Origin of the sequence: Bradyrhizobium barranii subsp. apii (assembly GCF_011516635.5) — a bacterium.
Lineage (GTDB): Bacteria > Pseudomonadota > Alphaproteobacteria > Rhizobiales > Xanthobacteraceae > Bradyrhizobium > Bradyrhizobium barranii.
Window position 1 is genome coordinate 9147043 of record NZ_CP096255.1, and the last position, 25745, is coordinate 9172787.

At 64.0% G+C, this 25745-nt stretch carries 23 protein-coding genes; 9 read left to right on the forward strand and 14 right to left on the reverse strand.

Features of this window, described 5'->3' with window-relative positions:
- Positions 1-139: 139 nt before the first annotated feature.
- Positions 140-514, reverse strand: coding sequence for a hypothetical protein (locus tag HAP41_RS43645; protein WP_166074733.1), 375 nt, complete (start codon positions 512-514; stop codon positions 140-142).
- A gap of 267 nt (positions 515-781) precedes the next feature.
- On the opposite strand from HAP41_RS43645, the gene HAP41_RS43650 reads away from it, so the two are divergent.
- The gene (locus HAP41_RS43650; protein ID WP_063980704.1) at positions 782-2170 is read left to right on the forward strand and encodes a peptidoglycan-binding protein; all 1389 of its coding nucleotides are present in this window, start codon (positions 782-784) and stop codon (positions 2168-2170) included.
- 14 nt (positions 2171-2184) lie between these two features.
- Here the strand turns inward: HAP41_RS43650 and HAP41_RS43655 are convergent, their stop codons facing one another.
- The 7 genes from HAP41_RS43655 to HAP41_RS43685 form a co-directional block, all read right to left on the reverse strand.
- Positions 2185-3465: an RNA polymerase sigma factor gene (locus HAP41_RS43655; RefSeq protein ID WP_166074713.1), complete on the reverse strand. Its 1281-nt coding sequence runs from the start codon at positions 3463-3465 to the stop codon at positions 2185-2187.
- A gap of 133 nt (positions 3466-3598) precedes the next feature.
- A complete protein-coding gene (locus tag HAP41_RS43660) occupies positions 3599-4006 on the reverse strand; it encodes a YciI family protein (protein ID WP_166074679.1) in 408 nt (135 codons plus the stop codon).
- 99 nt (positions 4007-4105) lie between these two features.
- Positions 4106-4798: an AprI/Inh family metalloprotease inhibitor gene (locus HAP41_RS43665; RefSeq protein ID WP_166074610.1), complete on the reverse strand. Its 693-nt coding sequence runs from the start codon at positions 4796-4798 to the stop codon at positions 4106-4108.
- Positions 4798-5787 carry a 2-hydroxyacid dehydrogenase gene (locus HAP41_RS43670; protein ID WP_166074606.1) on the reverse strand — a complete coding sequence of 330 codons (990 nt, stop codon included), beginning with the start codon at positions 5785-5787 and terminating at the stop codon, positions 4798-4800. Before HAP41_RS43670 ends, HAP41_RS43665 begins: the two co-directional genes overlap by 1 nt.
- Positions 5787-6605: an ABC transporter permease gene (locus tag HAP41_RS43675; protein ID WP_166074572.1), complete on the reverse strand. Its 819-nt coding sequence runs from the start codon at positions 6603-6605 to the stop codon at positions 5787-5789. The genes HAP41_RS43670 and HAP41_RS43675 overlap by 1 nt, the downstream gene beginning before the upstream one ends.
- Entirely contained in the window at positions 6602-7417 is an 816-nt protein-coding gene (locus HAP41_RS43680; RefSeq protein WP_166074541.1) for an ABC transporter ATP-binding protein, read from the reverse strand. The genes HAP41_RS43675 and HAP41_RS43680 overlap by 4 nt, the downstream gene beginning before the upstream one ends.
- Positions 7418-7427: 10 nt before the next feature.
- Positions 7428-8450, reverse strand: coding sequence for an ABC transporter substrate-binding protein (locus HAP41_RS43685; protein WP_166074529.1), 1023 nt, complete (start codon positions 8448-8450; stop codon positions 7428-7430).
- A 139-nt stretch (positions 8451-8589) separates the two neighbouring features.
- On the opposite strand from HAP41_RS43685, the gene HAP41_RS43690 reads away from it, so the two are divergent.
- The 6 genes from HAP41_RS43690 to HAP41_RS43715 all read left to right on the forward strand — a co-directional run bounded on the left by HAP41_RS43690 (position 8590) and on the right by HAP41_RS43715 (position 16661).
- Positions 8590-9396: a creatininase family protein gene (locus HAP41_RS43690; protein ID WP_166074512.1), complete on the forward strand. Its 807-nt coding sequence runs from the start codon at positions 8590-8592 to the stop codon at positions 9394-9396.
- Positions 9397-9535: 139 nt separating this feature from the next.
- Entirely contained in the window at positions 9536-9799 is a 264-nt protein-coding gene (locus HAP41_RS43695; RefSeq protein ID WP_028170409.1) for a hypothetical protein, read from the forward strand.
- A 399-nt stretch (positions 9800-10198) separates the two neighbouring features.
- Positions 10199-12166, forward strand: a complete 1968-nt coding sequence (locus HAP41_RS43700; protein WP_166074502.1) for a carbohydrate porin — start codon at positions 10199-10201, stop codon at positions 12164-12166.
- Between the two features lie 28 nt (positions 12167-12194).
- Entirely contained in the window at positions 12195-13928 is a 1734-nt protein-coding gene (locus HAP41_RS43705) for an ABC transporter permease (protein ID WP_166074497.1), read from the forward strand.
- A 13-nt stretch (positions 13929-13941) separates the two neighbouring features.
- Positions 13942-15255: an ABC transporter ATP-binding protein gene (locus tag HAP41_RS43710; protein ID WP_063986036.1), complete on the forward strand. Its 1314-nt coding sequence runs from the start codon at positions 13942-13944 to the stop codon at positions 15253-15255.
- A 110-nt stretch (positions 15256-15365) separates the two neighbouring features.
- On the forward strand, positions 15366-16661 hold the full coding sequence (locus HAP41_RS43715) for a hemolysin family protein (RefSeq protein ID WP_166074473.1): 1296 nt from the start codon (positions 15366-15368) through the stop codon (positions 16659-16661).
- Between the two features lie 73 nt (positions 16662-16734).
- Here the strand turns inward: HAP41_RS43715 and HAP41_RS43720 are convergent, their stop codons facing one another.
- The 4 genes from HAP41_RS43720 to HAP41_RS43735 all read right to left on the reverse strand — a co-directional run bounded on the left by HAP41_RS43720 (position 16735) and on the right by HAP41_RS43735 (position 20933).
- The gene (locus HAP41_RS43720; RefSeq protein WP_028159962.1) at positions 16735-16974 is read right to left on the reverse strand and encodes a PilZ domain-containing protein; all 240 of its coding nucleotides are present in this window, start codon (positions 16972-16974) and stop codon (positions 16735-16737) included.
- Positions 16975-17075: 101 nt separating this feature from the next.
- A complete protein-coding gene (locus HAP41_RS43725; protein ID WP_166105402.1) occupies positions 17076-18701 on the reverse strand; it encodes an FMN-binding glutamate synthase family protein in 1626 nt (541 codons plus the stop codon).
- A 202-nt stretch (positions 18702-18903) separates the two neighbouring features.
- Positions 18904-19815 carry a patatin-like phospholipase family protein gene (locus HAP41_RS43730; protein ID WP_175617983.1) on the reverse strand — a complete coding sequence of 304 codons (912 nt, stop codon included), beginning with the start codon at positions 19813-19815 and terminating at the stop codon, positions 18904-18906.
- 344 nt (positions 19816-20159) lie between these two features.
- Positions 20160-20933, reverse strand: a complete 774-nt coding sequence (locus tag HAP41_RS43735) for a ferredoxin--NADP reductase (RefSeq protein WP_014490313.1) — start codon at positions 20931-20933, stop codon at positions 20160-20162.
- 374 nt (positions 20934-21307) lie between these two features.
- Between HAP41_RS43735 and HAP41_RS43740 the strand changes: the two genes are divergently transcribed.
- Entirely contained in the window at positions 21308-22105 is a 798-nt protein-coding gene (locus HAP41_RS43740) for an ATP-grasp domain-containing protein (RefSeq protein WP_166074426.1), read from the forward strand.
- 192 nt (positions 22106-22297) lie between these two features.
- On the opposite strand, the gene HAP41_RS43745 is transcribed toward HAP41_RS43740, so the two are convergent.
- Together HAP41_RS43745 and HAP41_RS43750 are read right to left on the reverse strand one after the other, a co-directional pair.
- Positions 22298-23218 (reverse strand): amino acid ABC transporter substrate-binding protein, encoded by a 921-nt coding sequence (locus HAP41_RS43745; protein ID WP_166074402.1) that lies wholly within the window; start codon positions 23216-23218, stop codon positions 22298-22300.
- 12 nt (positions 23219-23230) lie between these two features.
- A complete protein-coding gene (locus tag HAP41_RS43750) occupies positions 23231-24526 on the reverse strand; it encodes a dicarboxylate/amino acid:cation symporter (RefSeq protein ID WP_166074360.1) in 1296 nt (431 codons plus the stop codon).
- A 210-nt stretch (positions 24527-24736) separates the two neighbouring features.
- Between HAP41_RS43750 and HAP41_RS43755 the strand changes: the two genes are divergently transcribed.
- Positions 24737-25738, forward strand: coding sequence for an NADP-dependent oxidoreductase (locus HAP41_RS43755; RefSeq protein WP_166074350.1), 1002 nt, complete (start codon positions 24737-24739; stop codon positions 25736-25738).
- Positions 25739-25745: the final 7 nt, after the last annotated feature.

A 25745-nucleotide genomic window follows, 5' to 3' on the forward strand; every position in this document is an offset into this window, starting at 1 on the left:
CAGTCATAGCGCCGGAAGTGGATTCGGACCAGACAAATAGCCGGCGGCGCGGCTCACGACGCCTGCGCGATGGCGCCGGAGGCGCAGCGCGAAGACGGCTCAAACCATGCGAGCGATGCACAGGCCGGCCAATCGGACGTCAGGGATCGATCCAGCGCTGCACGGCCTCGGCGGTATCGGCCGGCGTGGAGTTGAAGCAGATCGCGGCGTCAGGCGCCAGTTGATGGACGAGGTTGAGCACCTTCTCGAACAGCAGCAGGCGCTCCTTCGGTTCGCGCAGGCCCGCGCCGATCACGATGCAGTCGAAGCGCTCGTCGCGCATCGCGGCAGTGACGCCGGCTTCCGCGGTCGCGTCGAGATCGATCAGGCAGCTCGTGACCTCGTAGCCGAGATCACGCAGGCGCAGCAATTGCGCTTCGATGTAATGGCGCACGAGCTCCGGCGTGAGCTGCGGAAATGCGCTGTAATCCGCACTGCCGGGTTCGATGCCGATCGCGAGGACGCGCTTGGCCATGCAGGGCTCCCTACCGCATCGTCTAAAATGCTAACGGACGAACGACCATGCCGGTTCCCCCACTGCCGGGGCGCGCTGCCGGCGAAGGCGCGGGTCCGATCCTGCGGCACATTTTCCCGCCCAGGCTGTAAGCCATTTCACATGCGCCGGGCCGGCAACCTGCCACATTTGCCGGAAGATCACGTTGGAGTCACACCCGATCACGGCACCTGTCCATATCTGACTTGCACGAAATTTCGATAATTCATCAATTTTCGGGAGCGGAAGATGGTCTCATTCGAGAGTCTGAAAAGCGAGTACGAGCGGAATTGGGCCGATCTCGAGATCCGGCCTTCCCGCCTCGGCGACGCGAATGGCGTCGCGCGCAAGGCGATCAACGGCAAGGCGACCTATCAGCAGATCGAGCGGTTGACCGGAGTCCCCTGGTATTTTGCCGCGCTCTGCCACTACCGCGAATCCAACTTCGATTTCGACACCTATCTCGGCAACGGCGAAACGCTTCACCGCGTGACGACCATCGTTCCGAAGGGGCGCGGCCCCTTTACCACGTTCGTGGACGGCGCCGTGGACGCGTTCAGAATCGAGAACTTCATCGGCGCCCACGACTGGGGCATCGCGCGGATGCTGTTCCGGCTCGAGGCGTTCAACGGCTTCGGCTATCACTCGAAGGGCTGCAATTCGCCCTACCTCTATGGCGGTTCGACACTGTACGGCCCGCCCGAGGCGAGGGCCGGCAAATTCGTCCGCGACCACGTGTTCGACTCGAACCACGTCGATTCCCAGCTCGGCACGGCGGTGATCCTGCATGCGATGATGTCGCTCGATTCCTCGATCACCCTCGACGGCAGCCCGCAATTCGCCGGCCGCACCGAGCCCGAGGACGATGCGGCGTCGACGATTGTTCTGATGCAGCAGGCGCTCAACAAGCTCGGCGCCAATCCGCCGCTCGCCGAGGACGGCATCAGCGGACCGAAGACCGGGGCCGCGGTCTCGCAGTTTCAGCAGCAGAACGGCCTGAGGGATACCGGGCTTCTCGACGGGGCCACGGTCGCGGCGCTCACGCGTGCAACGCAGGCGGGAGGTTCCGTGCAGAGCGGCGATCTGTCCAAGATCCTGAAGCGGCTGGAGGACCTCGCACACTTGCTGCGACCGTCAGCCGGCGGCGTAACACCGGGAACGACGACACCGGGCAACACGCTGCCCGCCACCAACGATCCGATCAACCTGTTCGAACGGCTCTTCTCCCTCATCAACAAGACGGCGCCCGTGCCAGGACCGGTCAGCCCGACCAATCCAGCCCCCGTCGATCAGTTGAAGCAGGTCGTCGACCTGCTCAGCACGCTGCTCAACAAGGACGGCAAGCCGGTGCTCGGCCAGGTCAACGGCGCGCTCGGCGAGACCATCGGCAAGCTGCTCGACGGCAAGAAGACGGCACTCGGCATCGGCGGCTCGGTGCTCACTGCGCTGCTCTCTTCGGTGACCGCGAGCCCGAATGCAGGCGGTATTGCCGGACTGCTCGGAACGATCGTATCGGCGGTGCCGGGCCTCGGCCAGTTCGCTATGCCGATCTCGCTGGCGCTCACGGCCTGGGGCGTGCTCGGCAAGTTCGAGAAGTGGGCGCAAGGCACCGCGCCGCCGCCGAAGCCGACGACGTAAAGCCGTTTGCGTCTTCAGCCGTCGGCATCGGCAATGGCTGCCGCTCGCCGCTCCATCAACACGCGCTCGCGCGCATTGGTCGCGAGACGTGCTGCGGTCTCGAACGATCGTCGCGCCTCGGCGAAACGGCCGAGCTTCTCCAGGAGATCGCCGCGGACAGAATGGAGATGGTGGTAAGTCCCGAGCGCCGGTTCGTCCGCGATCATGTCGACGAGATCGAGACCGGCCTGCGGCCCTTCGGCCATGCCAAGCGCGACCGCCCGGTTGAGCTCGATCACCGGCGAGCGCACCAGCGCCGCAAGCTGGCCATAGAGCTCGGCGATGCGGCGCCAGTCGGTGGCAACGGCCGTCTCCGCCGTCGCGTGGCACGCGACGATCGCGGCCTGCAGCGTGTAGAACCGTCCGGCACCGCCGAGCTCGCGCGCGCGATCGAGCGCGCGAAGGCCGCTGCCAATCTGGCGCCGGTCCCAGAGCCTGCGGTCCTGGTCCATGAGCAGGATGGGCTCGCCATCGATGCCCGTGCGCGCCTGCTTCCGCGCGGCATTCAGCTCCATCAGTGCCATGAGACCGTGGACCTCGGGCTCGAGAGGCGCGAGCCCGACCAGCACCCGCCCCATGCGCAGGGCCTCGTCGCAGAGCTGCGGCCGCAGCCACTCCTCGCCGCCTGAGGCCGAATAGCCCTCGTTAAAGATGAGATAGACGACCTCGAGCACCGAGGCGAGACGCTCCGAAAGCGCCTCGCCGCTCGGGATCTCGTAGCTCAGGCCCGACCGCGACAGCGTGCGCTTGGCGCGGACGATGCGCTGGGCGATGGTTGCCTCCGTGACCAGGAAGGCGCGCGCGATCTCGTCGGTGGTCAGGCCGCAGATCATACGCAATGCCAGCGCCGCGCGGGCCTGCCGCGGCAGCAGCGGGTGACAGGCCGTAAAGATCAGCCGCAACCATTCGTCACCGATATCGTCGTCGAGGGCGGCGTCGAAATCCGGCATCGCGTCCTGCTCCTGCATCAGCTCGTGCGTCAGCAGGTCCTGCTTGCGGGTGAGCATCTTTGCCCGGCGCAGATGATCGAGCCCGCGGCGCTTGGCCGTCGCCACCAGCCAGGCGCCGGGATTGTCCGGCACCCCGCTGTGCGGCCAGGCTTCCAGCGCTGCGACCAGTGCGTCCTGGGTCAATTCCTCCGCCAGCGGCACATCCCGCAGCATGCGCGACAGCGTTGCGATCAGCCGCGGCTGCGCGACGCGCCAGGTTGCGTGAATCGCGGCACGGATCGCGTGATCGATGTCGGCGGTCGTCATCGCCGCCGACCAGAGCCCTTTCCGTTCCGATGGAATCGGAACGGGGCTCTCGATTCTAGTTTTGACGCGTCTTCTTTGCGCGAACCGGTATCCACTTCGCTCGAAAACGCTCCAGGACGAGCGGTGGTGTCCATCAGGCGTGGGCAGCCACCCTGGACTGCGCGTCGACCTGGCAGGCTATCTCGACGCCTGGCGTGGCGAATGCCCGCAATTCACAGGTACCCTCCCAGCCCGGCATGTGATCGAGATGCAGCTGCATGAATTCCTTCGCCATGGCCACGGCTTCCGCCTTGTCGCGCAGCTCGAAAATGGCATAGCCGCCGATCACTTCCTTGGCCTCGACGAAGGGGCCGTCGATGACGCTGAGCTCGGCGTCGACGATTCGCACCCGTGCGCCGGTCGCAAGCGGCATCAGGCCGCCATTGTCGATCATTCGACCGCCCTTGATCTCCCGCTCGGATATGTTCTGCATGGCCTCCATCAGCGCCGGGCTCGGGGCAGCCATCGGCTGGCTGGAGGTGACGATGTACATGAAACGCATGAAAAACTCCCTTGGCGAGCAGCAACCGCTCCGGCTGCAAACCGGCTCGCTATGGATGTGACGATTGAGCCTTGGCTAAATCGACATCGACCGGAAGATTTATTGCCGCAGCATGATCAAGGGATCGGCGGTATCGGGGACTCGCCGCCATTGCGCGTTGTCATCGGCCTCGAACTGCCAGGCCTCGCCTGATTTCGACATCAGGACGATCTGGCCGCGCTCGAGCCGCCATTGCGCCGGATTGAACTGAGCAATCGCCGGATCGCATTTCGGCTTGACGAAGACCTGGAAATTGTCCGGGCCGGCTTCCGTGTTGGTCAGCGTCAGCCCGCACACCGGCTGGCCGTTGCCGCGCACCATCGACCAGTCGCCGATCATCTGGTCCATCGACTTGGCCATCGAGCGGGCGGCGGCGAGGTCCTGGAGGATGTAGACGCCCTCGCCCTGCCGCAGGCCTTCGAAGATGCCGGCCTCGACCTCGGTGAAGTCGATCACGGCTTCACCGGTCGCGTCCTGCAACCGAACGATGTCGAGGCCCCTGACGCTCCAGGCGACGATGTCCTTCGTAAAGGGCAGCGTCGTCTTGCAGGCCGGCTCCAGCTCCAGCTTGAACCCATGCCCCGCGGCATCGCCCTTCATCGTGACGACGCAGGTCTTGCTGCGCTCGGTGGTCGAGAGCTCCCACTGCCCGGGCATCGTCTTCTTCAGGGTCGCCGCATCCTGCGCATGCGCGATGCCGATCGCGGCCACGCAGGCCGCGACGGCGAATGCAACGACCCGAAGACCTCTCATCAGAGCCCCTTGAACGGCGTTTCCGCAACCGGCGTCAACGGCGCCTTGCCGGCGAACCAGGACTTGAGGTTGTCGACCACGAGCTGATCCATCGCGTTGCGCGTCACCACCGAAGCCGAGCCGATATGCGGCAGCAGCACGACGTTCTGCATGGTCTTGAGCTCGTCCGGCACGCTCGGCTCGGCCGCGAACACGTCGAGGCCGGCGGCGAGGATGGTGCCTGATTTCAGCGCCTGGACCAGCGCCGCCTCGTCGACCACCGAGCCGCGCGCCACGTTGACCAGCACGCCGCGCGGACCGAGCGCCTTCAGCACCTCGGCATTGATCATCTTGTTGGTCGAGGCGCCGCCGGGCACGATCACCATCAGCGTGTCCACCGCCTTCGCCATCTCGATCAGATCGGGATAGTGCTTGTAGGAGACGTCCTTCGACGGATTGCGGGAGTGGTAGACCACCGGCACCAGCGAGGCATCGAGCCGGCGCGCGATGGCCTGGCCGATCCGGCCCATGCCGACGATGCCGACCTTGCGGTCGCGCAGCGAGCCGACGCTGAGCGGATAGTTCTGCGTCTGCCAGAGGCCGGAGCGGACGTAGCGGTCGGCCTTGATGAACTCACGCACGGTGGAGATCAGAAGGCCCATTGCGACGTCGGCGACCTCCTCGGTCAGCACGTCGGGCGTGTTGGTGACGATGATGTTGTGCTCAGCCGCGTATTTGGCGTCGATATGGTCGTAGCCGACGCCGAAGCTCGCCACCATCTCGATCTTGGGCAATTGCGACAGCGAGTCCCTGTCGGCGCGCACCGTGTGATAGGTCACCGCCACGCCACGGATTTTTTCGCGGATCGCCGGTGTCAGCCGCTCGAGATCGCCCCGGGTCTCCGCCTTGTGCACGACGAAATGATCGGAAAAACCGTTGTCGAGAATTGGCCGCACCGGCCCATAGATCAGAAGGTCGATCTTTTCGGACGAAATCGAACCGGTAGTCATCAGTTTTCCTTTCCAAGCGCGCTCTCGTGCCAGCGCCGTAAAACGAGGTGGGAAACTAGCGCCAGCACCCCATAGATGACAATCCCGGCCAGCGACAACAGCAGCAGCGCTGCGAACATGCGGGGTATGTTCAATCGATAGCCGGATTCGGCGATCCTGTAGGCGAGCCCGGAGCCCGCGCCGGCGGTGCCGGCCGCGATTTCGGCCACAACCGCGCCGATCAGCGACAGGCCGCCGGCAATGCGCAGGCCCCCGAGGATATAGGGCAGCGCCGCTGGCAGCTTCAGGAAGCGCAGGGTTTGCGGCGGCGAGGCGCCATAGAGCTGGAACAGGCCGGCAAGGTTGCGATCGACCGAATTCAGCCCGAGCGTGGTGTTGGACAGCACCGGGAAAAAGGCAACGATGAAGGCGCAGACGACGACCGCGGTCTGCTGCTCCAGATAGATCAGGAGCAGCGGTGCAATCGCGATGACAGGAGTCACCTGGAGGACGATTGCATAGGGGAATAGCGAATATTCCACCCATTTCGACTGGTTGAACAGCAGCGCCAGCGCGATGCCGCCGATGCTGGCGGCGACAAAACCTTCGAGCGTGGTCAGCAGCGTGGTCGCGAGCGATTGTGACAGCACCGCCCAGTCCTTGATCAACGTCAGGAAGATGACGGAGGGTGCTGGCAGAACGTAAGGCGGGATGTCCTTGATGCGGACGACCAGTTCCCAGGCCGCGAGTCCGGCTGCGAACACGACGACGGGAAGCACGAAGCGCATCGCGCGTTGCGCGCCGGATGGTTTTGCGGTGACGGTAGCTTGCGCATTCATAGCATCGATTGCCCCGAATAGGACGGCGCCAGCGCGGCCGACACTTTCCGGCAATAATTGGAATAGGCGGCCGAGGTCCGAAACTCCTCACCGCGCGGCTCGACCGTCTCGATGCGGATATCGGCCTGGAGGCGGCCGGGCCGCGCGGTCATGACCACGACCCGCTGCGACAGATAGACGGATTCGAACACCGAATGGGTGACGAAGATGACGGTCTTGCCCAGGGCTCGCCACAGCGCAAGCAGGTCGTTGTTGAGGCGAAAGCGCGTGATCTCGTCGAGCGCGGCGAACGGCTCATCCATCAGGAGGATATCAGGGTCGGTGACGAGCGCACGCGCCAGCGACACCCGCATCTTCATGCCGCCGGAGAGCTCGCGTGGGAAAGCATCGGCGAAATCGGCAAGACCCACGCTGGCCAATGCCTCATCGGCCCGCGCGCGCGCCTCCGCCTTCGGAACGCCTGCGAGCCTCAAGGGCAGCCGCACATTCTCGCGCACGCTGGTCCAGGGCATCAGCGTCGGCTCCTGGAACACGAAGCCGATGCCATGACCCGGCAGCACATCGCCCTCGTGGCGCGCCACCCGCACGATGCCGGACGATGGCGCGCTGAGCTCTGCGATCAGGCGCAGCGCAGTGGACTTGCCGCAACCGGACGGGCCCAACAGCGAGATGAACTCGCCCTTGCGAACGGCAAGGTCGAGCGGGCCGAGCGCCATGACGCCATTGTCATACGCCTTCGTCACGCCGCGCAGGCTGACGGCGAGAGCCGTCAGGCCGGCCTCGACCCCGGACGAGCTTTTGACGGATGACATGGACCTTGCGCTACGGCTTGCTCGGGCGCAGCTCGACGCCGACGCCCTTGTTGACGAAGCGCAGCGTATAGGACTTGCGGAAGTCGAGATCCGCCTTCACGACGCCGGCCTTCACCATCTTGTTGAAGAAGGAGGTGTAGCGATCGTCGCTCATCGCGCCGATACCGTTCTTCAAGGACTCGCCGGAATCGACGATGCCGTATTCCTTCATCTTGGCGACGGAATAGGCGAGCAGCTCGTCAGTCATCTCCGGGTTGAGCTTCTTGATCATGGCATTGCCCGCGGAATTGTCGCGGTAGATGTAGTTGTACCAGCCGACCATGGAGGCATCGACGAAGCGCTGCACCAGGTCCGGCTTCTTCTCGACCATGTCGCGGCGGGTCTCGATCAGGGTCGAATAGGTGTTGAAGCCGTAATCGGCGAGCAGCAGCACATTCGGCTTGAAGCCGGCGGCCTTCTCGACCGCGAAGGGTTCGGAGGTGACGTAGCCCTGCATCGCGCTCTTGGGGTTGGCGATGAAGGGCTGCGGATTGAAATTGTAGGGACGGACGTTCTTCTCGCTGAAGCCGTATTCGGACTTCAGCCACTGGAAGTAGCTGGTCATGCCCTCCTTGGAGACGAACAAGGTCAGCGGCTTGAGATCCTCGATCTTGGCGACCTTGGCGTCCGGCTGCGTCAGCATCACCTGCGGATCCTTCTGGAAGACCGCTGCGATGGTGACGACGGGGACGTTATTCGCCACCGCGTCGAACGACATCAGCGTGTTCGCGGCCATGAAGAAATCGATCTTGCCGGCGATCAGCAGCATCCGGTTGTTCTCGTTCGGACCGCCGGGAACGATGGTGACGTCGAGGCCGTATTTCTTGTAGGTGCCGTCGGCGACCGCCTGGAAGAAACCGCCATGCTCGGCCTCGGCGACCCAGTTGGTGCCGAAGGTGACCTTGTCCAGCGTCTCTGCACGCACCGGCGCGAGAGAGACGAAAGCGGCCATCAAGCTCGCCGTTAACGCTCGCCGCAGATGAGAGGGGGTCATGATGGCACTCCGTCGATCGTGGCTGGCCGATGTGAAGGCAACGCGATAGAATCGCATGAAGTTCGGGGACGCGAGCCGGCCAGGCCCGCGTCCCCTGATAACCCCAAAATACGCGACAAATTCGGGCAAAGAAACCACGATGACGCCGTCTCGCGACTGGATCGACATCAACTGGGCCAATGCGGCCCCTGCGGATTTGTCGCGCTGGATCGCGGTGCTGCCGCTGGCGGCGACCGAGCAGCACGGCCCGCATCTGCCGCTCGAGACCGACGTGCTGATCGCGGACGCGTATCTCGCGCGCGTGCGCGAGCTGTTGCCTGCAAATGTTCCGGCGACGTTCCTGCCCGTTGAACCGGTCGGGATTTCCACCGAGCATATCGACTATCCGGGCACGCAGACGCTGCCGACCGAGGTGGCGCTGAAGCGATGGACCGCAATCGGCGAGGACGTCGCGCGGCGCGGATTGAAGAAGCTCGTCATCATCACCAGCCATGGCGGCAACAGCGCGGCAATGATGCTGGTCGCGCAGGATCTTCGCGCGCATCACAAGCTCTTTGTGGTGACGACGTCGTGGTCGCGGCTGTCGGGCGCGGAGAAACTGTTCCCGGCCGATGAGGTGCGCCACGGCATTCACGGCGGCGCGGTCGAGACGTCGATCATGCTGGCGCGCTATCCCGATCAGGTGCGCAAGGATGCGATCGCGGATTTTCCCGCGAGCAGCATCGCCATGGAAAAGCAGTATCGCTGGCTGTCGACGCAGCGGCCCGCGCCGTTCGCCTGGCAGGCGCAGGATCTCCACACGAGCGGCGCGATCGGCAACGCGACATTGGCCGTCCCCGAGAAGGGCGAGCAGCTGATTGATCAGGGCGCGCGCGCCTTCTGCGAGCTGCTGGCCGAGGTCGATAACTTCGACGTGAACAGGCTCGCCAAAGGGCCTCTCGGCTAGCTCGCATCCGACTGGAATCATTCAGGAAACATCCTGGCTGCACGCCCGCTTTTGCGGGATTCGAACCGGACGCGACAAGCCTCCGTCCAACTGGGCACGCGGACCACAACGGACCGCCTCAACCCGGATGGAGTTTCACATGTCGATCAAGACCAGGATTGCCGCCGTCGCGCTCGCTGCCCTCGCCGTCACCGGCAGCATCGTGTCCACCACCTCCTCGGCCGAAGCCAAGCAGCCCGGCTGGGTCTGGGGTGTGGGTGCCGGCATCGCCACCGCCGCCGTCGTCGGCTCCGCGATCGCCGCCAGCAACGATCCCTATTACTACGGCTATCACCGCTGCGGCTGGGTCGCCCAGTACAACGCCTTCGGCCAGTACGTCGGCCGCGTTCGTTCTTGCTACTGATCTAGGTACCTGAGGCCGATCTCACGTGGATCCTGCGTTCGACACGGGCGCCTCATCCACCCCGTGTCGTGCCCCCGACCCCGCCCGGCTGTCCCCCCGGGCGGGGTCATCCATTTTGGCCGCCGGGAATTTGTTGCAGCTCCGTCACACAAGAGTGCGAACCATCCGCTGCGGCAATCCGTGCCAGTTGCTATTGCGAATTAATCGCAATAAGGTTCGCAGCAGGCACAGGGGCTTGGGAAGAAATCGTGTCGAATCGGGATCGTCTGGTCCGATCGCGTGAACAACCAAGACTTCGTGACAGGGTCGCCGCGAATCTGCAGGGATATCGCGGCGAATGGGACACATTCGCGTTTGGGGGCGTGCGTTTTGAAGTTGAGAGGTCACCGACACCGGTATTTGCGAACGGCCGCGGCGATTGCCTCGGGCGTGCTGGCTTTTCCCGCCGCCATACACGCGGCCGATCTGCCGCTGAAGGCGCCGGCGCTGAAAGCGGTCTATGACTGGACCGGCCTCTATATCGGCGCGCATGCCGGCTACAGCCGTGGCTCGTCCAGCTTCGCGCTGAACGACGGCACCGCGATCAACGGCAACGGCGTCTTCAGCGGCATGATCGGCGGCGTGCAGGCCGGCTACAACTACCGGCTCAACTCCGGCTGGCTCGTCGGCGTCGAAGGCGATTTTTCGTTTCCCAATTACATCACCTCCAACTCGATCGTTTCCTTCCTCGCGACACCTGCCAACACGGTCATCCAGCAGTGGGACTACACCGCCAGCCTGCGCGGCCGCGTCGGCTACACCAGCGGTCCATGGCTCGTCTATGCCACCGGCGGCTTTGCGTGGATGGGCGAGCGCTATTTCGACACGCCGGCCGTCGGCGACGTCCCGAAAATCCTGAACACGCGGCCCGGCTGGATCGCGGGTGCCGGCATCGAATACGGCTTCGCGCCGCATTGGAGCGCACGGCTCGAATATCTCTATAGCCGCTTCGACGGCGCCAACGTCGCCTTCTCCACGGGGGCCCAATACACCTCCTCGTCGCTCGACTTCCAGTCGGTCAGGCTCGGCCTCAACCGCAAGGTCGATTGGCCGGGCATGCCGAGCTACAATCCGAAGAGCTCCCTGATCGACACGGAATCGGATCGCTGGGAGATTCACGGTCAGAGCACTTATCTGCCGCAAGGCTATCCGTCGTTCCCCGCTCTCTACAGCGGAACAAACTCGCTCTCGCCTTCAACCCAGGCCAAGGCGACCTGGAGCAACAGCCTGTTCCTGAACGCGCGGCTGTGGGACGGCGGCGAGGTCTATTACAATCCCGAACTGCTCCAGGGATTTGGACTGAACGACACGGTGGGCGCGGCAGGCTTTCCCAACGGCGAAGCGCAGAAGTCGAACTTCCCCTATCCGCATTACAACACCTCGCGGCTGTTCGTGCGCCAGACGTTCGGCTTTGGCGGCGAGCAGGAAGAGCTCGCGAGCGGCCAATTGCAGCTTGCGCAGAAGGTCGACATTTCCCGGCTCACAGTGCAGGCCGGCAAGTTCGCGGTGATCGACGTGTTCGACGGCAATGCCTTTGCCAAGGACACCCGCAAGGATTTCATGAACTGGTCGCTGTGGGCGCCGGGCGCCTTCGACTATTCCGCCGACAAGGTCGGTCTCACCTATGGCGTCACCGCCGAGCTCAACCAGAAGCAATGGGCGCTGCGCGGCGGCTATTTCCTGATGGTCGCGGAGTCCAATTCGAATCATTTCGACACCAGGGTCGGGGAACGCGGTCAGTACGCGATCGAGCTGGAGACGCGGTTCTCGCTGCTCGGCCAACCTGGCAAGCTCAGGACCATGGGCTGGGTCGACAGCGCCAACATGGGCAGCTTCCGCGAGACGCTGGACAATCCTGCGCTCAATCTCGACATCGCGCAGACCCGCCGCGGCCGCCTCAAGGTCGGCTACGTCGTCAACCTCGAGCAGGCGATCACAGAGGATATCGGGCTGTTCGGCCGCTGGAGCTGGAACGACGGCAAGACCGAAACACTCGCCTTCACCGACATCAACAGCAGCCTAGCCGGCGGACTGTCGATCAAGGGCACGAAATGGGGCCGGCCTGACGACGTCGTCGGCATCGGCGGCGCGGTCAATGCCATCTCGCAGGATTATCGCGACTTCCTGGCCGCCGGCGGCCTCGGTGTTCTCATCGGCGACGGCGCTCTCAACTACCGCAAGGAGCGCATCCTTGAGGCCTACTATGCCTATTCGGTGAACAAGAACGTCACGCTGACCGCGGACTATCAATTGATCACAAACCCGGCCTATAACGCCGACCGCGGGCCGGTCTCGATCTTCTCGGGCCGCCTGCACGCAGAGTTCTAGCCCAAAATTCCAGCCCAAGGGCGGGCCTATGAAGCCGAGAGATATCCGCACGGCCGCGATCGGCCGGGCGCTGCTCCCCAATGTCTGGGACGCAGCGGCGCTGATCCTCGTGATCGGCGCCATGGTCCTGATCGTCTATGGCGGCGAGCAGACCACGGTGCCGCTGTCCGAGCTCGAGCGCGCACCGGTCACGCTCGATCCGGCAAACCTTCCGCTTTACGCCTTGCGTACCGTCTTACGGATGCTTCTAGCCATCGTCTGTTCGACGGTCTTCACCTTCATCTACGCGGCGATCGCAGCCAAGAGCCGGCGAGCCGAATTGGTGATGATCCCGCTGCTGGATATTTTGCAATCCGTCCCGATCCTGGGCTTCCTCACCTTCACCGTCGTGTTCTTCATGAATTTGTTTCCGGGGCAGGTGCTCGGCGCCGAGCTCGCCTCGGTGTTCGCGATCTTCACCAGCCAGGCCTGGAACATGACGTTCAGCCTGTACCAGTCGATCCGCAACGTTCCGAAGGATCTGGAAGCGGCCACGCAAAGCTTCCATTTGTCCGGCTGGCAGCGCTTCTGGCGCCTCGACGTCCCCTTCGCGATGCCCGGCCTGATCTGGAACGCGATGATGTCGATGTCGGGCGGCTGGTTCTTCGTGGTGGCCTCGGAGGCGATCACGGTCGGCAACACCACGGTGACGCTGCCGGGCATCGGCTCCTATGTCGCGATGGCAATTCAGCAGCAGGATTTGCCGGCGATCCTCTACGCCATGCTGGCGATGCTGCTCGTGATCATCGCCTATGATCAGCTGCTGTTCCGCCCCATCGTCGCCTGGGCCGACAAATTCCGCTTCGAGCAGACCGCCTCAGGCGAGGCGCCGGCCTCCTGGATGCTCGACCTGTTCCGCCGGACTCGGGCGCTGCGTGCGCTGACCCTTCCTTTCGCGGCGCTGAACCGCGCGATCTCGAACTTGCGCATTCCGCTGCCAAAGCTGCCGCCCGCGGCACCAGGTAAAGACCAGACGTCACGCCTCGTCGATACGGTCTGGATCGCATTGATCCTCGGCGGCACGGCCTATGCCGCCTGGCTGACCTATCGCTATCTCTCGGCCAGTCTCGGAATGTCCGACGTTCTCGTCGTCATCAGGGACGGGCTCATCACGTTGTTGCGCGTCGCCATCCTGATCACCCTCGCCACGTTGATCTGGGTGCCGGTTGGCGTGTGGATCGGGCTTCGCCCGAAGCTCGCCGAACGAATCCAGCCGCTCGCCCAGTTTCTGGCGGCCTTCCCGGCCAATCTCGCCTTCCCCGTCTTTGTCGTCGCCATTGTCAGCTTCAAGCTCAATCCAGACATCTGGCTGAGCCCGCTGATGATCCTGGGCACGCAGTGGTACATCCTGTTCAACGTGATCGCGGGCGCGAGCGCCTTTCCGACCGATCTGCGCGAAGCCGCCGGCAGCTTCCATCTCCGGGGATGGCGATGGTGGTTCAAGGTGATACTGCCCGGTGTCTTTCCTTATTACATCACCGGCGCGATCACGGCGTCCGGCGGCTCCTGGAATGCGTCGATCGTCGCGGAGGTCGCAAGCTGGGGCGACACGCATCTGAAGGCCACCGGGCTCGGCGCCTATATTGCTTCCGCCACGGAAGCCGGTGACTTCCCGCGCGTCGTGCTCGGAATTGCCACGATGTGCATTCTGGTGACGTTGTTCAATCGTCTGGTCTGGCGGCCGCTCTATGCCTTCGGCGAGCGTCGCCTGCGGCTCGGCTGACGAGGAGACCATCATGCTCGATCAACCCTCTGCGCTCATCGACATCCGCGGTGTCTGCCGATCCTTCCCGAAAGGCAGCGGCGAACAGCTCCTGGTGCTGGACAAGGTCGACCTGACGATTCGCTCGGGCGAGATCGTCGGCCTGCTCGGCCGATCCGGCTCCGGCAAGTCCACCTTGCTGCGGATCATCGCCGGCCTGGTCAGCCCGTCTGCGGGACAGGCGACCTGTCGCGGCGAGATCATCGTCGGGCCACCGAACGGCGTCGCCATGGTGTTCCAGTCATTCGCGTTGTTTCCCTGGTTGACCGTGCTCCAGAACGTCGAGCTCGGGCTCGAAGCGCTGGGCGTCGATGCCACCGAGCGCCACAAGCGCGCTCTTGCTGCGATCGACCTGATCGGCCTTGACGGGTTTGAGTCCGCCTTCCCGAAGGAACTGTCGGGAGGCATGCGCCAGCGCGTCGGCTTCGCCCGCGCGCTGGTGGTGCATCCGGACCTCCTGCTGATGGACGAGCCGTTCTCGGCACTCGACGTCCTCACGGCCGAGACGCTGCGCACGGACCTGATCGACCTCTGGATCGAGGGCCGGCTGCCGATCAAATCGATCCTGATGGTGACGCACAATATCGAGGAGGCGGTCCTGATGTGCGATCGCATCCTGGTGTTCTCATCCAATCCAGGGCGTGTCGCCGCCGAGATCAAGGTCGACATGCCGCATCCGCGCAACCGGCTCGACCCCCATTTCCGGCAGCTCGTCGACAACATCTACGCGCGCATGACCCAGCGCGCCGAACCGAAGGCGCCCCCCGTCGAAGGCATCCTGGGCTCCGGTGTCGGCATGACCCTGCACCACGTGTCGTCCAACGTGCTGTCGGGCCTGATCGAGACGCTGGCGGGGCCGCCCTATCACGGACACGCCGACCTGCCCGTGCTCGCAAGCCAGCTCCAGCTCGAGGCCGACGAGATCCTCCACCTCGGTGAGTCCCTGCAACTGCTGCGCTTCGCCCAGCTGAGCGAAGGCGACCTGATGCTCACCGACACGGGCAAGCGTTTTGCCCATCTCGAAACCGACGCACGCAAGAAGCTGTTCGCCGAACATCTCGTCACTTACGTGCCGGTGATGGGATTGATTCGCCGCGTGCTCGACGAACGTCCCTCCCATACCGCCCCCGCGGCACGGTTCCGCAACGAGCTCGAGGACTACATGTCCGAGGACTATGCGGACGAGACGCTCAGGACCGTGGTGTCCTGGGGACGTTATGGCGAGCTGTTCGCATATGACGAGCAGTCGGAGACGTTCAGCCTCGAAAACCCGGGCGAGAGCGCTTGATCCCGCCTGCGGCAATTTGGTCGGGAACCGGACAAATTGTGCATCGAGTTCATATATAAGGGGCTTGGTCCGGCGTTCGCCGGGTCAAGTATCCCTTCTCTTTGCGCACAATGTTGTCCGTCGAAATCATCATCGTCGTCGTCCTGATCGTCATTAACGGCCTGTTGTCCATGTCCGAGCTGGCCGTGGTCTCGTCCCGCCCGGCCCGGCTGTCGCTGCTCGCGGCCAAGGGGGTGCGCGGCGCCGAGCGGGCGCTGACGCTGGCGGCCGACCCCGGAAAGTTCCTCTCGACGGTGCAGATCGGCATCACGCTGGTCGGCGTGCTCTCCGGCGCGTTCTCCGGCGCGACGCTCGGACAGCGGCTGACGCAATGGCTGGTCGAGCTCGGCCTGTCCTCAGGGATCGCCGACATCGTCGGCGTCGGCATCGTCGTCACGCTCATCACCTACGCCACCCTGATCGTCGGCGAGCTGGTGCCGAAGCAGGTGGCGCTGCGCGACCCCGAGAGCATTGCGGTCAAGGTCGCGCCCGCGATGCACGTTCTGGCGCGGATCTCGCTGCCGCTCGTCTTCCTGCTCGATCTCTCCGGCAAGCTGATCCTCACGCTGCTCGGCCGCGGCGGCAAGGCCGAGGAGAAGGTCTCGGAGGACGAGATCCATCACCTCGTCAGCGAAGCCGAGAACGCGGGCGTGCTGGAGTCAGGCGAAAAGGAGATGATCGCGGGCGTCATGCGGCTCGGCGACCGGCCGGTCGGCGCGATCATGACGCCGCGCACGGAGGTCAACGAGATCGATCTGAACGATGCGCCGGAGGCCATTCAAGCGATCATCGCGAAGAGCCCGCATTCGCGCTTTCCCGTCTCGGACGGCGATCGCGACAAGCCGATCGGCGTGCTCCAGGCCAAGGACCTGCTGGTCGCCTACATGAACGAGCGCACGCCGGATCTGCGAGCGCTGGTGCGCGAGGCGCCCGGCATTCCGGCATCAGCCGACGCCCGCGACGTGCTGGCGATCCTGAAAGCCGCTCCGGTTCATGTCGGCCTGGTCTACGACGAATACGGCGCCTTCGAGGGTATCGTGACGACGGCTGACATTCTGGAATCGATCGTCGGCGCCTTCCATTCCGAGGAGGGACCGCCGGAGCCGGCCTATGTCAGGCGCGATGACGGCTCGCTGCTGGTCTCCGGCTGGATGCCGGTCGACGAGTTCGGCGAGTTGCTCGGCGTCGAGCTGCCGCCGCACCGCTACAACACGGTGGCGGGCCTGGTGCTGCAACAGTTCAACGTGCTGCCTAATGTCGGCGATGCCTTCGACTTCGCCGGCTGGCATATCGAGGTGGTCGATCTCGACGGACGCAGGATCGACAAGATTCTGGCGGGCCGGTTGAGTGAGGTCGAGACGGGGTGATCGCGCACCCAACCCTCCACCCGTCGTCCCGGACAAGCGCGCCCTAAGCGCGCGCCGATCCAACGCAGACCGCTCACCCGAACCGCACCCCGATCCGCTTCTCCTTGCGCCAGACGACCGTGCAGGCGAGATGCGTTCCGTCGGCCTGGATGACCAGGGTAAAGCGCTCGGGGATACCGACCGGACTGGTGACATCGAGCGCGGCACCCGTGTCGGAGAAATTGCGGACGGTGCAGTCGATCGCGCCGCCGCCGAACTCGATGGTTCCGGCTTTCAGCACGCGGTGCCTGGCTTTGTCGCGTCGCTCGTCCATGGGGCCAATCTACACCCCAAGCTGACACAGACGTTAAAACACAGCCACAATCCCCGATGAATTTTTACCGCCGCGGGATGCGGCGGATCATGCGGTGGCCCCTACGGCGCCGGCTGGAACGTCTCCGCCCGCGCCATCTGCCAGGCTTCACGGAAGCGCGGATCTTCGGTGCCTTCGAGCAGCTCGCCCGGACGCAGCGACGGATAGAGCTGCGCAAAGGATCGCACCTGGGTGGTCGATGTCCGCTGGCTAAAGTGGATCGGGCGCAGCTGCTGCGGATGTTCGAGACCGGCCGCTGCGATCAGCTCGGTGAGCGAGTGCAGCGTGGCGTGGTGATAATTATGCACGCGGTCGATCTTGAGCGGCACGTAGAGCGCACGCGCACGCGTCGGGTCCTGGGTCGCAACCCCGGTCGGGCAGCGGTCGGTGTGGCAGCTCAGCGACTGGATGCAGCCGAGCGAGAACATGAAGCCGCGCGCCGAGTTGCAATAGTCGGCGCCGATCGCCATCGCCCGCGCCATGTCGAAGGCGGTCGCGATCTTGCCGGATGCGCCGATCCTGATCCGGTCGCGCGCATTGATGCCGACCAGTGCGTTGTGGACGAAATTGACGCCCTCGCGCATCGGCATGCCCAGATGGTCCATGAACTCCAGCGGCGCGGCGCCGGTGCCGCCTTCGTTGCCGTCGACGACGATGAAATCCGGATAGATGCCGGTCTCCAGCATCGCCTTGCAGATCGCCAGGAATTCCCAGGGATGACCGATGCACAGCTTGAAGCCGGCCGGCTTGCCGCCGGACAAGCGCCGCATCTCGGCGATGAACTGCATCATGCCTGTTGGCGTGGAGAAGGCGCGGTGCGAGGCCGGCGAGATGCAGTCCTCGCCCATCGTGACGCCGCGGATTTTTGAGATCTCCTCCGAGACTTTCGCCGCGGGCAGCACGCCGCCATGGCCGGGCTTGGCGCCTTGGCTGATCTTGAGCTCGACCATCTTGATCTGGTCCTGGCTCGCGACGCGCGCGAACGCCTCCGGATCGAACGTGCCGTCGAGATGACGGCAACCGAAATAGCCGGAGCCGATCTCCCATATGATGTCGCCGCCCATCTCGCGATGGTAGGGGCTGAAGCCGCCCTCGCCGGTGTCATGTGCGAAGCCGCCCTTCCTGGCACCGGCATTAAGCGCGCGCACGGCGTTCGGGCTGAGCGCGCCGAAGCTCATCGCCGAGATGTTGAACACCGATGCCGAATATGGCTTTGCGCAATCGGGGCCGCCGATGGTGACGCGAAACTTCTCCTCGGCATGCGTCTTCGGCGAGACCGAGTGATGCATCCACTCGTAGCCCTCGCGGTAGACGTCCTCCTGGGTGCCGAACGGACGCTTGTCGAGCTCCATCTTGGCGCGCTGATAGACCAGCGAGCGGGTATCGCGCGAGAACGGCATGCCGTCCTTCTCGCTCTCGAAGAAGTACTGCCGCATCTCGGGGCGTATCTCTTCGAGCAGAAAACGGATATGCGCCGAGATCGGATAGTTGCGCAGCACCGCGTGACTCTTCTGCATGAGATCGCGGACGCCGAGCAGCGTGAGAGCGCCGAAGATCGCGATCGGGATCAGCAGGATGTCGAAGATCTTGCCGTCGGCGAGGCCGATGCCGATCAGCAGCGCGGTGACGACCGCGCAGATGGTCAGCACGATGAAACGCGGCGAGAACGGCAGCAGCAGGGTTTCCATCAGCCCTTCGGGCGAAGCTTGCGTCTTGTTATCGTTGGCCACGACCACATCCCTCTCGTCAGTCTGACAGGGCATGATACGCCCGCGCCACGTCCATGGTTATGACGCGGACCCCGCCTTGAGGCTACCGAATCCGGATGCCGCAAATCAATCCATCCCGCGGTCGGCTTCGCCGTGCAATAGATTCAAATGAAATGACAAATCAGTGACCATGAGGCTGCGCCTCGTGCGGAATGACGCCGTGCTGCTCGAGGCCGCCTCGCGCCAGCCAGGCATCGGTGCTCGCGACCGCACGCTCAATATGGTCGTCGGTCCGCGAAAAATCGTAGGGCGATCCCACCAGCGGACAGAGCGGCGGCACCACGACATATTCGATGTCGGACGCCACCCCCTCGAGCTCCGCCACCAATTGCCGGGCGATCAGCAGCGTCAGCGCATGCAGGGCATTGGCAACCGCGCCCACCGGCGGATCCTTCACCGCGCAGGCGTGCCCGGTCGGCAGCACGACCAGCCGTTTTGCGCCTTTCCTGATCGCGACCCGGACCGGGGTGTTCGAGGAGATCGCACCGTCGGCGAGGAACCGATTGCGGTAGTAGACCGGCGAGAACGCGCCGGGGATCGCAGTGGACGCCAGGATCGCGTCCACCGTCGCCCCCTCCGACAACACCACGCTCTCTCCGGAGACGAAATCGGTGGTGACGATGTGCACCGGAAGCGCAGCATCCTCGAGGTTGCGATAGGGGATGTGGTCCTCGACCAGCTTGCGGATGCCGTCATGGGGAATCAGGAAATCGCGCCGCCACATGAATCCGGCGAGGCTCTTCCAGGTGACCGGGAAGACATCATGACGCTTCAGGCCGCGCCAGACCGCTTCCAGCCCCAGCACGCCCTTGAGCGAGGGATCGCCGGCATAATAGGCGCCGTTGATCGCGCCGACACTGGAGCCGACCACGAGATCGGCGACGACCCCGTGGCTCGCCAGCGAATGCATCATCCCGACCTGGATCGCCCCGAAGCTGCCGCCGCCCGCCAGCACGAAGGCGGTCGGTTTCGGCGAACCATGGTCGATCACAGACAAGATTTGCGCAGCTCCCCAGCTCTCGCATTGCAACATCGCGGCGAGATTTTGGCGCGAGCTTATAACAAGGGGCGCGCGAGACGCGCCAATAACAAAGTCGGGGGAGGATGGTGAGGGGCGTGGACGGCTGGCGAGTGTGTGAGAGGCGAAATGGCAGCCACGCTCAACTGACGTCCCCGCGAATGCGGGGACCCATAACCACAGGGAGAGGTTATGGCGCGAGCTGATAACCACTAGCCGTCGCCAAACCACTTCCTGTGGTTATGGGTCCCGGGCTCGCGCTTCCGCCTTCGCTCTTCGAGCTACGGCGGACAAGTCGCGCGCCCCGGGACGACACCGATGTTTTGGCTACGGAGCGTCAATCAAAAGCCGAACGGCGCTTACCGCTCGACGAACGCCTTCTCGATCACGAAATGGCCGGGCTTGTTGCCGGAGCCCTCGATGAAATCGCGGCCTTCGAACATCACCTTCAGCTCTTCCAGCATCGCCGGGCTGCCGCACATCATGATGCGGTCGGTTTCGATGTCGAGCGGGCCCTGTCCGATATCGTTGAAGATCTGCTCGGAGTTGATGAGGTCGGTGATGCGGCCGCGGTTCTTGAACGGCTCGCGGGTCACGGTCGGATAGTAGATCAGCTTGTCCGCCAGCAGCTCCCCAAACAGCTCGTCCTCGCGCAAGGAAGCAACCAGCTTCTCGCCATAGGCAAGCTCGGAGACCTGGCGGCAGCCATGCACCAGCACGATGCTGTCGAACTGGTCGTAGACCTCGGGGTCCTTGATCAGGCTGGCGAAGGGCGCGAGACCGGTGCCGGTCGAGAGCAGCATCAGCCGCTTGCCGGGAATGAGGTTGTCGGTGATCAGCGTGCCGGTCGCCTTGCGGCCGACCAGGATGGTGTCGCCTTCCTTGATCTTCTGCAGGCGCGAGGTCAGCGGACCGTCCTGAACCTTGATCGAGAAGAACTCGAGCTCTTCCTCGTGGTTGGCGCTCGCCATGCTGTAGGCGCGCAGCAGCGGACGGCCGTCGACCTCGAGGCCGATCATGGCGAACTGGCCGTTCTGGAAGCGGAAGCCGGTGTCGCGCGTGGCGCGGAAGCTGAACAGCGTGTCGGTCCAGTGCTGGACGGAAAGAACCTTCTCTCGGTAAAACGCGCTCATGATTTTCGATATTCCGAATAATTGCGGTTTTAGGGCAAAATCGTTGCCCGGCCCCTGAAAGCGGGGCGGACACCATTGCCATGGCGGAGGATTTCGCGTGTGTGATCTACGCCATTGAGGCCAATAATCAACCTCGTTCCGGATGCAATTGATGCCGCTCAAACCGGCATGTGCGGCGGAAATGGCCCCATCATTAATGAATCTGCTGTCGGGGATGCGCCGCGGGTAATTTCTTTTCCCTTCAGGGCCTGATCGCAGCACTTAATTTCCGTCGCGCTCGCGAGAATTTCATTAAGAATAGCTCTGACTTTCACCCCGGTTTGGCGCCGTTTCCCGCATTTTTGCGGCTTTTGGCGACAGGAACGACTGAACACATGGCAAGCGGCGAGCGGATCTTCGTTCAGGCGATCAGGCACTATTGCGCGACCCATGGCATCGCGCTCGACGTCCGCGCCGGCGGCTGGCTGCTCGCGATGCGCAGCCGCGCGAAGCGCCACTTCGCGTTCGGCTACGACATCGGCCTCAACAGCGCCATCGCGCACCGCCTCGCCAACGACAAATCGGCCACTGCCGAGGTGCTGGCGCTTGAGGGCGTGCCTTGCATTCCGCATCGCCTCTTCCTCAACCCAAAGCTGGGCAAGAACGTTGTTGGCCCCAATTGGCGAGACGCAATGCTCGAGCTGCTTCACGACCATCCGCAAGGCGTGGTGGTGAAGCCGAACGAGGGGGCATCGGGGCGCTCGGTGTTCAAGGTGACGACAGAGGCGGAACTCGACCACGCGGCTGCCGAGGTCTTTTCGACGAGCGCCGGACTCGTGATCTCGCCCTATGTCGCGATCGAGCAAGAGGTGCGCGTGATCCTGCTCGATGATGTGCCACTCGTCGTCTACAGCAAGCAGCGTGGGTCGGATTGGCGACACAATCTCGATGCCGGCGCAAAGCCGGTGCTGCTGGAGGACGACAAGGTTCGAACGGCCTGCGTGAAGCTCGCGACCGATGCCGCGAGCGCCATCGGCATCGCCTTTGCGTCAATTGACGTGGTGCGCGTCGACCGTGATTGGCGCGTGCTGGAAATCAATTCCGGCGTGATGATGGAAGCGCTGGCGAAGCCGCATCCGGAGCTAGTGCAGGCGACGTACGACGCGGCGCTGGATCGGGTGTTTGGGGCATAAAGGCTGAGCGCTCAGCACTCGCCGTCTTCCCTTCTCCCCTTGCGGGAGAAGGTGGCGCGAAGCGCCGGATGAGGGGTATCTCTCCCCCAGATTCAATATGAGTTGGACTCGCGGAGAGATACCCCTCACCCGGCTTCGCTCTCGCGAAGCCACCCTCTCCCGCAAGGGGAGAGGGTACACCGAGCTTGCGGCTCAATTATTCGCGCTGGCGGAATCGTCCATCGCCTTGAAGGCTTCCTCCAGCTGCAGGGAGATCGGCACGTTCAGGCGTTCGCCGGTGGGCAGCCGCGCGTTGAACCATTTGTTGTAGAGCGGAACGAGATCGCGATTGGAGCCGAGCTTGCGGAAGGTGCGCTCGACCACCGCCGACAGTTGCGGCTCGCCCTTCCTGAACATGATGCCGTAGGGATCGTAGGACAAATAGTCGCCGGTGACGCGGAACTTGTCCTGCGCCTTGTGCCGCGCGATCAGCCCGGAGAGCAGGATGTCGTCGGTCGCGAATGCATCTGCCTTGCCGTCGACGAGCATCTGGTAGGACTGCTCGTGATCCGGCGAGGTGACGATGTTCAGCCCCAGCGAGGACTTCTTGTCGGCCGCCTGGATCGCCTGCTCGTTGGTGGTGCCCTTCGTCACCACGATTGTCTTGCCCTTCAGGTCGGTCAGCGACTGGACCTTTGATGCCTTCGGCACCATCAGCTTGGTGCCGGCGACGAACATCAAAGGCGAGAACGCGACGCGCTTGCCACGCTCGGCATTGGCGGTGGTCGAACCGCATTCCAGGTCGATCTTGTTCTGGAGCACGGCGTCGATGCGGTCGTCCGAGGTGACCTTGACGTAATCGATCTTCAGATCGGGATCGTCGACCTCGACGCCGATCTCCTCGACGATGGCCTCGCAGAGTTCGAGGCTGTAGCCAATCGGGCGGCCTGACTGGTCGAGGAAGGAGAACGGCGGCGAGCTTTCGCGATAGCCGAGCCGCACGGTGTGCCTGTTCTTGATGGCCGACAGCGTCGGGCTAAGCCCTTCGCTGCCGCCGGTCTGGGCGGAGGCGCCGGTTGCCAGCAGGCACGCCGCCAGCAACAGGCCACCCGATATCGCCGTTGAAAGGCGCATGATGCACTCCCGTCAATGGCCGGCCATCGCGGGCAGTTCGCCCGGAACCATGTCCGGCGTCGTCGCTTCACCGGGTCCGAGCTCGTGCTCGGGCCCGAGCTCACCTTCCCACTTCGCGACCACGGCGGTCGCGAGCGAATTGCCGATGACATTGGTGGCGCTGCGTCCCATGTCGAGGAACGTGTCAATGCCCATGATCATCAGCAGGCCTGCCTCGGGGATGCCGAACTGCGACAGCGTCGAGGCGATCACCACGAGGGATGCGCGCGGTACGCCGGCAACGCCCTTGGAGGTGATCATCAACGTCGCGAGCATCGCCAGCTGCGTCGCGAGCGACATCTCGATGTGGTAGGTCTGCGCGATGAAGATGCTCGCGAAGGTGCAGTACATCATCGTGCCGTCGAGATTGAAGGAGTAACCGAGCGGCAGCACGAAGCTCGAGATCCGCGACGACGCGCCGAACTTGGTCAGCCCCTCCAGCGTCTTCGGATAGGCCGCTTCCGAGCTCGCGGTGGAGAACGCGATCATCAGGGGTTCGCGGATCAGCTTCAGCAGATGGCTGTATCGCGGCCCGATCACCATAAAGCCGACGATCATCAAGATGACCCACAGGATCCCAAGCGCGAGATAGAAGCCACCCATGAAGACGATGAGCTTCCACAGCACGCCGAGGCCGTTCTTGGCGACAGTGGCCGTGATGGCGGCCCATACCGCGAGCGGGGCGAACAGCATCACATAGCTCGTCACCTTGAGCATGATGTGAGCGACGTCGTCGATCATTGCCAGGATCGGCTTCGACCGTTCGGGCATCGAGCCCATCGCCACCGAGAAGAACACGGCGAAGATCACGATCTGCAGGATCTCGTTCTGCGCCATAGCGTCGGCGATCGAGGTCGGGATCAGATGGGTCAGGAATTTTTCGATCGAGAAGGCCGAGACCGGCAAGCCGGTCGATTGCCCCGCCTGCGGCAGCGTGCCGGGGAAGTTCGCGCCGGGCTGGAGCAGATTGACCATGACGAGGCCGAGCAGCAGCGACACGAAGGAGGCGCTGACGAACCAGCCCATGGTCTTGGCGAAGATGCGCCCGAGCCGCGAGCCGCTGCCCATATGCGCGATGCCACCGACCAGCGTCGCAAACACCAACGGCGCGATGATCATCTTGATCAAGCGCAGGAACATCATGGCGATCAGGTTGATGGAGGAAGCCCATTCGGCTCTGGTGTCAGGCAGGAAGTTGAAGATCGCCGCCCCCATGACGATGCCCAGCACCATCGCGGCCAGAATGTATTGCGTAAACTTGTTCGACATCGCTTACCCCCACCTACACCGGCGCTTCATGATGTCGCAGATATGACGACGACGCAACACGCTTGGCGTGCTCGCGCGATGGCCTGATGTTCCCGTTGCGAAACGGGTCGGCGCGATCTAGCCTTCATGCAGCGCACAACGAATGCGGCTTGCACGTTTTCTTTGCGGCGGCTGCATCCATAATCGTCAAGCAAACGAAGAGGAAACGCCATGAGCAGCAGCATCAATCGCCAGATTCTTCTGGTCGAAAAGCCCAGCGGCAAGCTCGGTGCCGAGCACTTCAAGATGGTCGAGGGTGCGATGCCGGAGCCGAAGGACGGCGAGGCCTTGCTGCAGGTGCGTTACATCTCGCTCGACGCCGCCAACCGCGCCTGGATGCATGGCGCGACCTATCGCTCCGCGGTCGAAGCCAACAGCGTGATGGCCGGCGGCGGCATCGCCGAGGTCGTCAGCTCGAAGGCGCCGGGGCTGGCTGCCGGCGACATCGTGTTCGGCGACACCGGCTGGCAGGAGTTTGCCGCGGTGCCGGCAAAGCATCTCACGAAAATGCCGAAGCTCGAACCGATGACGCATCTGCTCAGCGTGTTCGGCATCGCCGGCCTCACCGCCTATTTCGGCCTGCTGGAGATCGGCAAGCCCAAAGAGGGCGAGACCGTCGTGGTGTCCGCGGCGGCCGGCTCCGTCGGCTCGATCGTCGGGCAGAGCGCCAAGATCAGGGGATGTCGCGTGGTCGGCATCGCCGGCGGCGCAGACAAGTGCAATTGGCTGACCTCCGAGCTCGGCTTCGATGCCGCCGTCGACTACAAGGACGGCGCGGTGTTCAAGGCCCTGCGCGCGGCGGCGCCAAAAGGCATCGACGTCTATTTCGACAATGTCGGCGGTGACATTCTGGAAGCCTGCCTGCCGCAGATGAACAATTACGGCCGCATCGCCTGCTGCGGCGCGATCTCGCAATATGACGGCGCACCTGCCGCGCACGGCCCGCGCGGCGTGCCCGGCCTGATCGTGGTGAAGCGGCTCGTCATGCAGGGCTTCATCGTGATGGACTACATGAAGGAGAGCCAGCGCGCGCTCGCCGACATCCAGGGCTGGGTCGCATCCGGCAAGCTGAAGGTGCAGGAAGACATCATCGACGGATTGGAGAACACGCCGAAGGCGCTGATCGGATTGCTGGCGGGAGAGAACCGCGGCAAGCGCATGGTCAAGCTCTGACGCCGCA

What these genes read in the sequence shown, in the direction of transcription:
- HAP41_RS43660 (WP_166074679.1), bottom strand. Translation starts at nt 4,006, where the DNA reads ATGCGTTTCATGTACATCGTCACCTCCAGCCAGCCGATGGCTGCCCCG.
- HAP41_RS43670 (WP_166074606.1), bottom strand. Translation starts at nt 5,787, where the DNA reads ATGACTACCGGTTCGATTTCGTCCGAAAAGATCGACCTTCTGATCTAT.
- HAP41_RS43695 (WP_028170409.1), top strand. Translation starts at nt 9,536, where the DNA reads ATGTCGATCAAGACCAGGATTGCCGCCGTCGCGCTCGCTGCCCTCGCC.
- HAP41_RS43705 (WP_166074497.1), top strand. Translation starts at nt 12,195, where the DNA reads ATGAAGCCGAGAGATATCCGCACGGCCGCGATCGGCCGGGCGCTGCTC.
- HAP41_RS43715 (WP_166074473.1), top strand. Translation starts at nt 15,366, where the DNA reads ATGTTGTCCGTCGAAATCATCATCGTCGTCGTCCTGATCGTCATTAAC.
- HAP41_RS43725 (WP_166105402.1), bottom strand. Translation starts at nt 18,701, where the DNA reads ATGGAAACCCTGCTGCTGCCGTTCTCGCCGCGTTTCATCGTGCTGACC.
- HAP41_RS43755 (WP_166074350.1), top strand. Translation starts at nt 24,737, where the DNA reads ATGAGCAGCAGCATCAATCGCCAGATTCTTCTGGTCGAAAAGCCCAGC.
- HAP41_RS43685 (WP_166074529.1), bottom strand. Translation starts at nt 8,450, where the DNA reads ATGACCCCCTCTCATCTGCGGCGAGCGTTAACGGCGAGCTTGATGGCC.
- HAP41_RS43650 (WP_063980704.1), top strand. Translation starts at nt 782, where the DNA reads ATGGTCTCATTCGAGAGTCTGAAAAGCGAGTACGAGCGGAATTGGGCC.
- HAP41_RS43730 (WP_175617983.1), bottom strand. Translation starts at nt 19,815, where the DNA reads ATGTTGCAATGCGAGAGCTGGGGAGCTGCGCAAATCTTGTCTGTGATC.
- HAP41_RS43690 (WP_166074512.1), top strand. Translation starts at nt 8,590, where the DNA reads ATGACGCCGTCTCGCGACTGGATCGACATCAACTGGGCCAATGCGGCC.
- HAP41_RS43745 (WP_166074402.1), bottom strand. Translation starts at nt 23,218, where the DNA reads ATGCGCCTTTCAACGGCGATATCGGGTGGCCTGTTGCTGGCGGCGTGC.
- HAP41_RS43740 (WP_166074426.1), top strand. Translation starts at nt 21,308, where the DNA reads ATGGCAAGCGGCGAGCGGATCTTCGTTCAGGCGATCAGGCACTATTGC.
- HAP41_RS43665 (WP_166074610.1), bottom strand. Translation starts at nt 4,798, where the DNA reads ATGAGAGGTCTTCGGGTCGTTGCATTCGCCGTCGCGGCCTGCGTGGCC.
- HAP41_RS43645 (WP_166074733.1), bottom strand. Translation starts at nt 514, where the DNA reads ATGGCCAAGCGCGTCCTCGCGATCGGCATCGAACCCGGCAGTGCGGAT.
- HAP41_RS43710 (WP_063986036.1), top strand. Translation starts at nt 13,942, where the DNA reads ATGCTCGATCAACCCTCTGCGCTCATCGACATCCGCGGTGTCTGCCGA.
- HAP41_RS43750 (WP_166074360.1), bottom strand. Translation starts at nt 24,526, where the DNA reads ATGTCGAACAAGTTTACGCAATACATTCTGGCCGCGATGGTGCTGGGC.
- HAP41_RS43655 (WP_166074713.1), bottom strand. Translation starts at nt 3,465, where the DNA reads ATGACGACCGCCGACATCGATCACGCGATCCGTGCCGCGATTCACGCA.
- HAP41_RS43680 (WP_166074541.1), bottom strand. Translation starts at nt 7,417, where the DNA reads ATGTCATCCGTCAAAAGCTCGTCCGGGGTCGAGGCCGGCCTGACGGCT.
- HAP41_RS43735 (WP_014490313.1), bottom strand. Translation starts at nt 20,933, where the DNA reads ATGAGCGCGTTTTACCGAGAGAAGGTTCTTTCCGTCCAGCACTGGACC.
- HAP41_RS43720 (WP_028159962.1), bottom strand. Translation starts at nt 16,974, where the DNA reads ATGGACGAGCGACGCGACAAAGCCAGGCACCGCGTGCTGAAAGCCGGA.
- HAP41_RS43675 (WP_166074572.1), bottom strand. Translation starts at nt 6,605, where the DNA reads ATGAATGCGCAAGCTACCGTCACCGCAAAACCATCCGGCGCGCAACGC.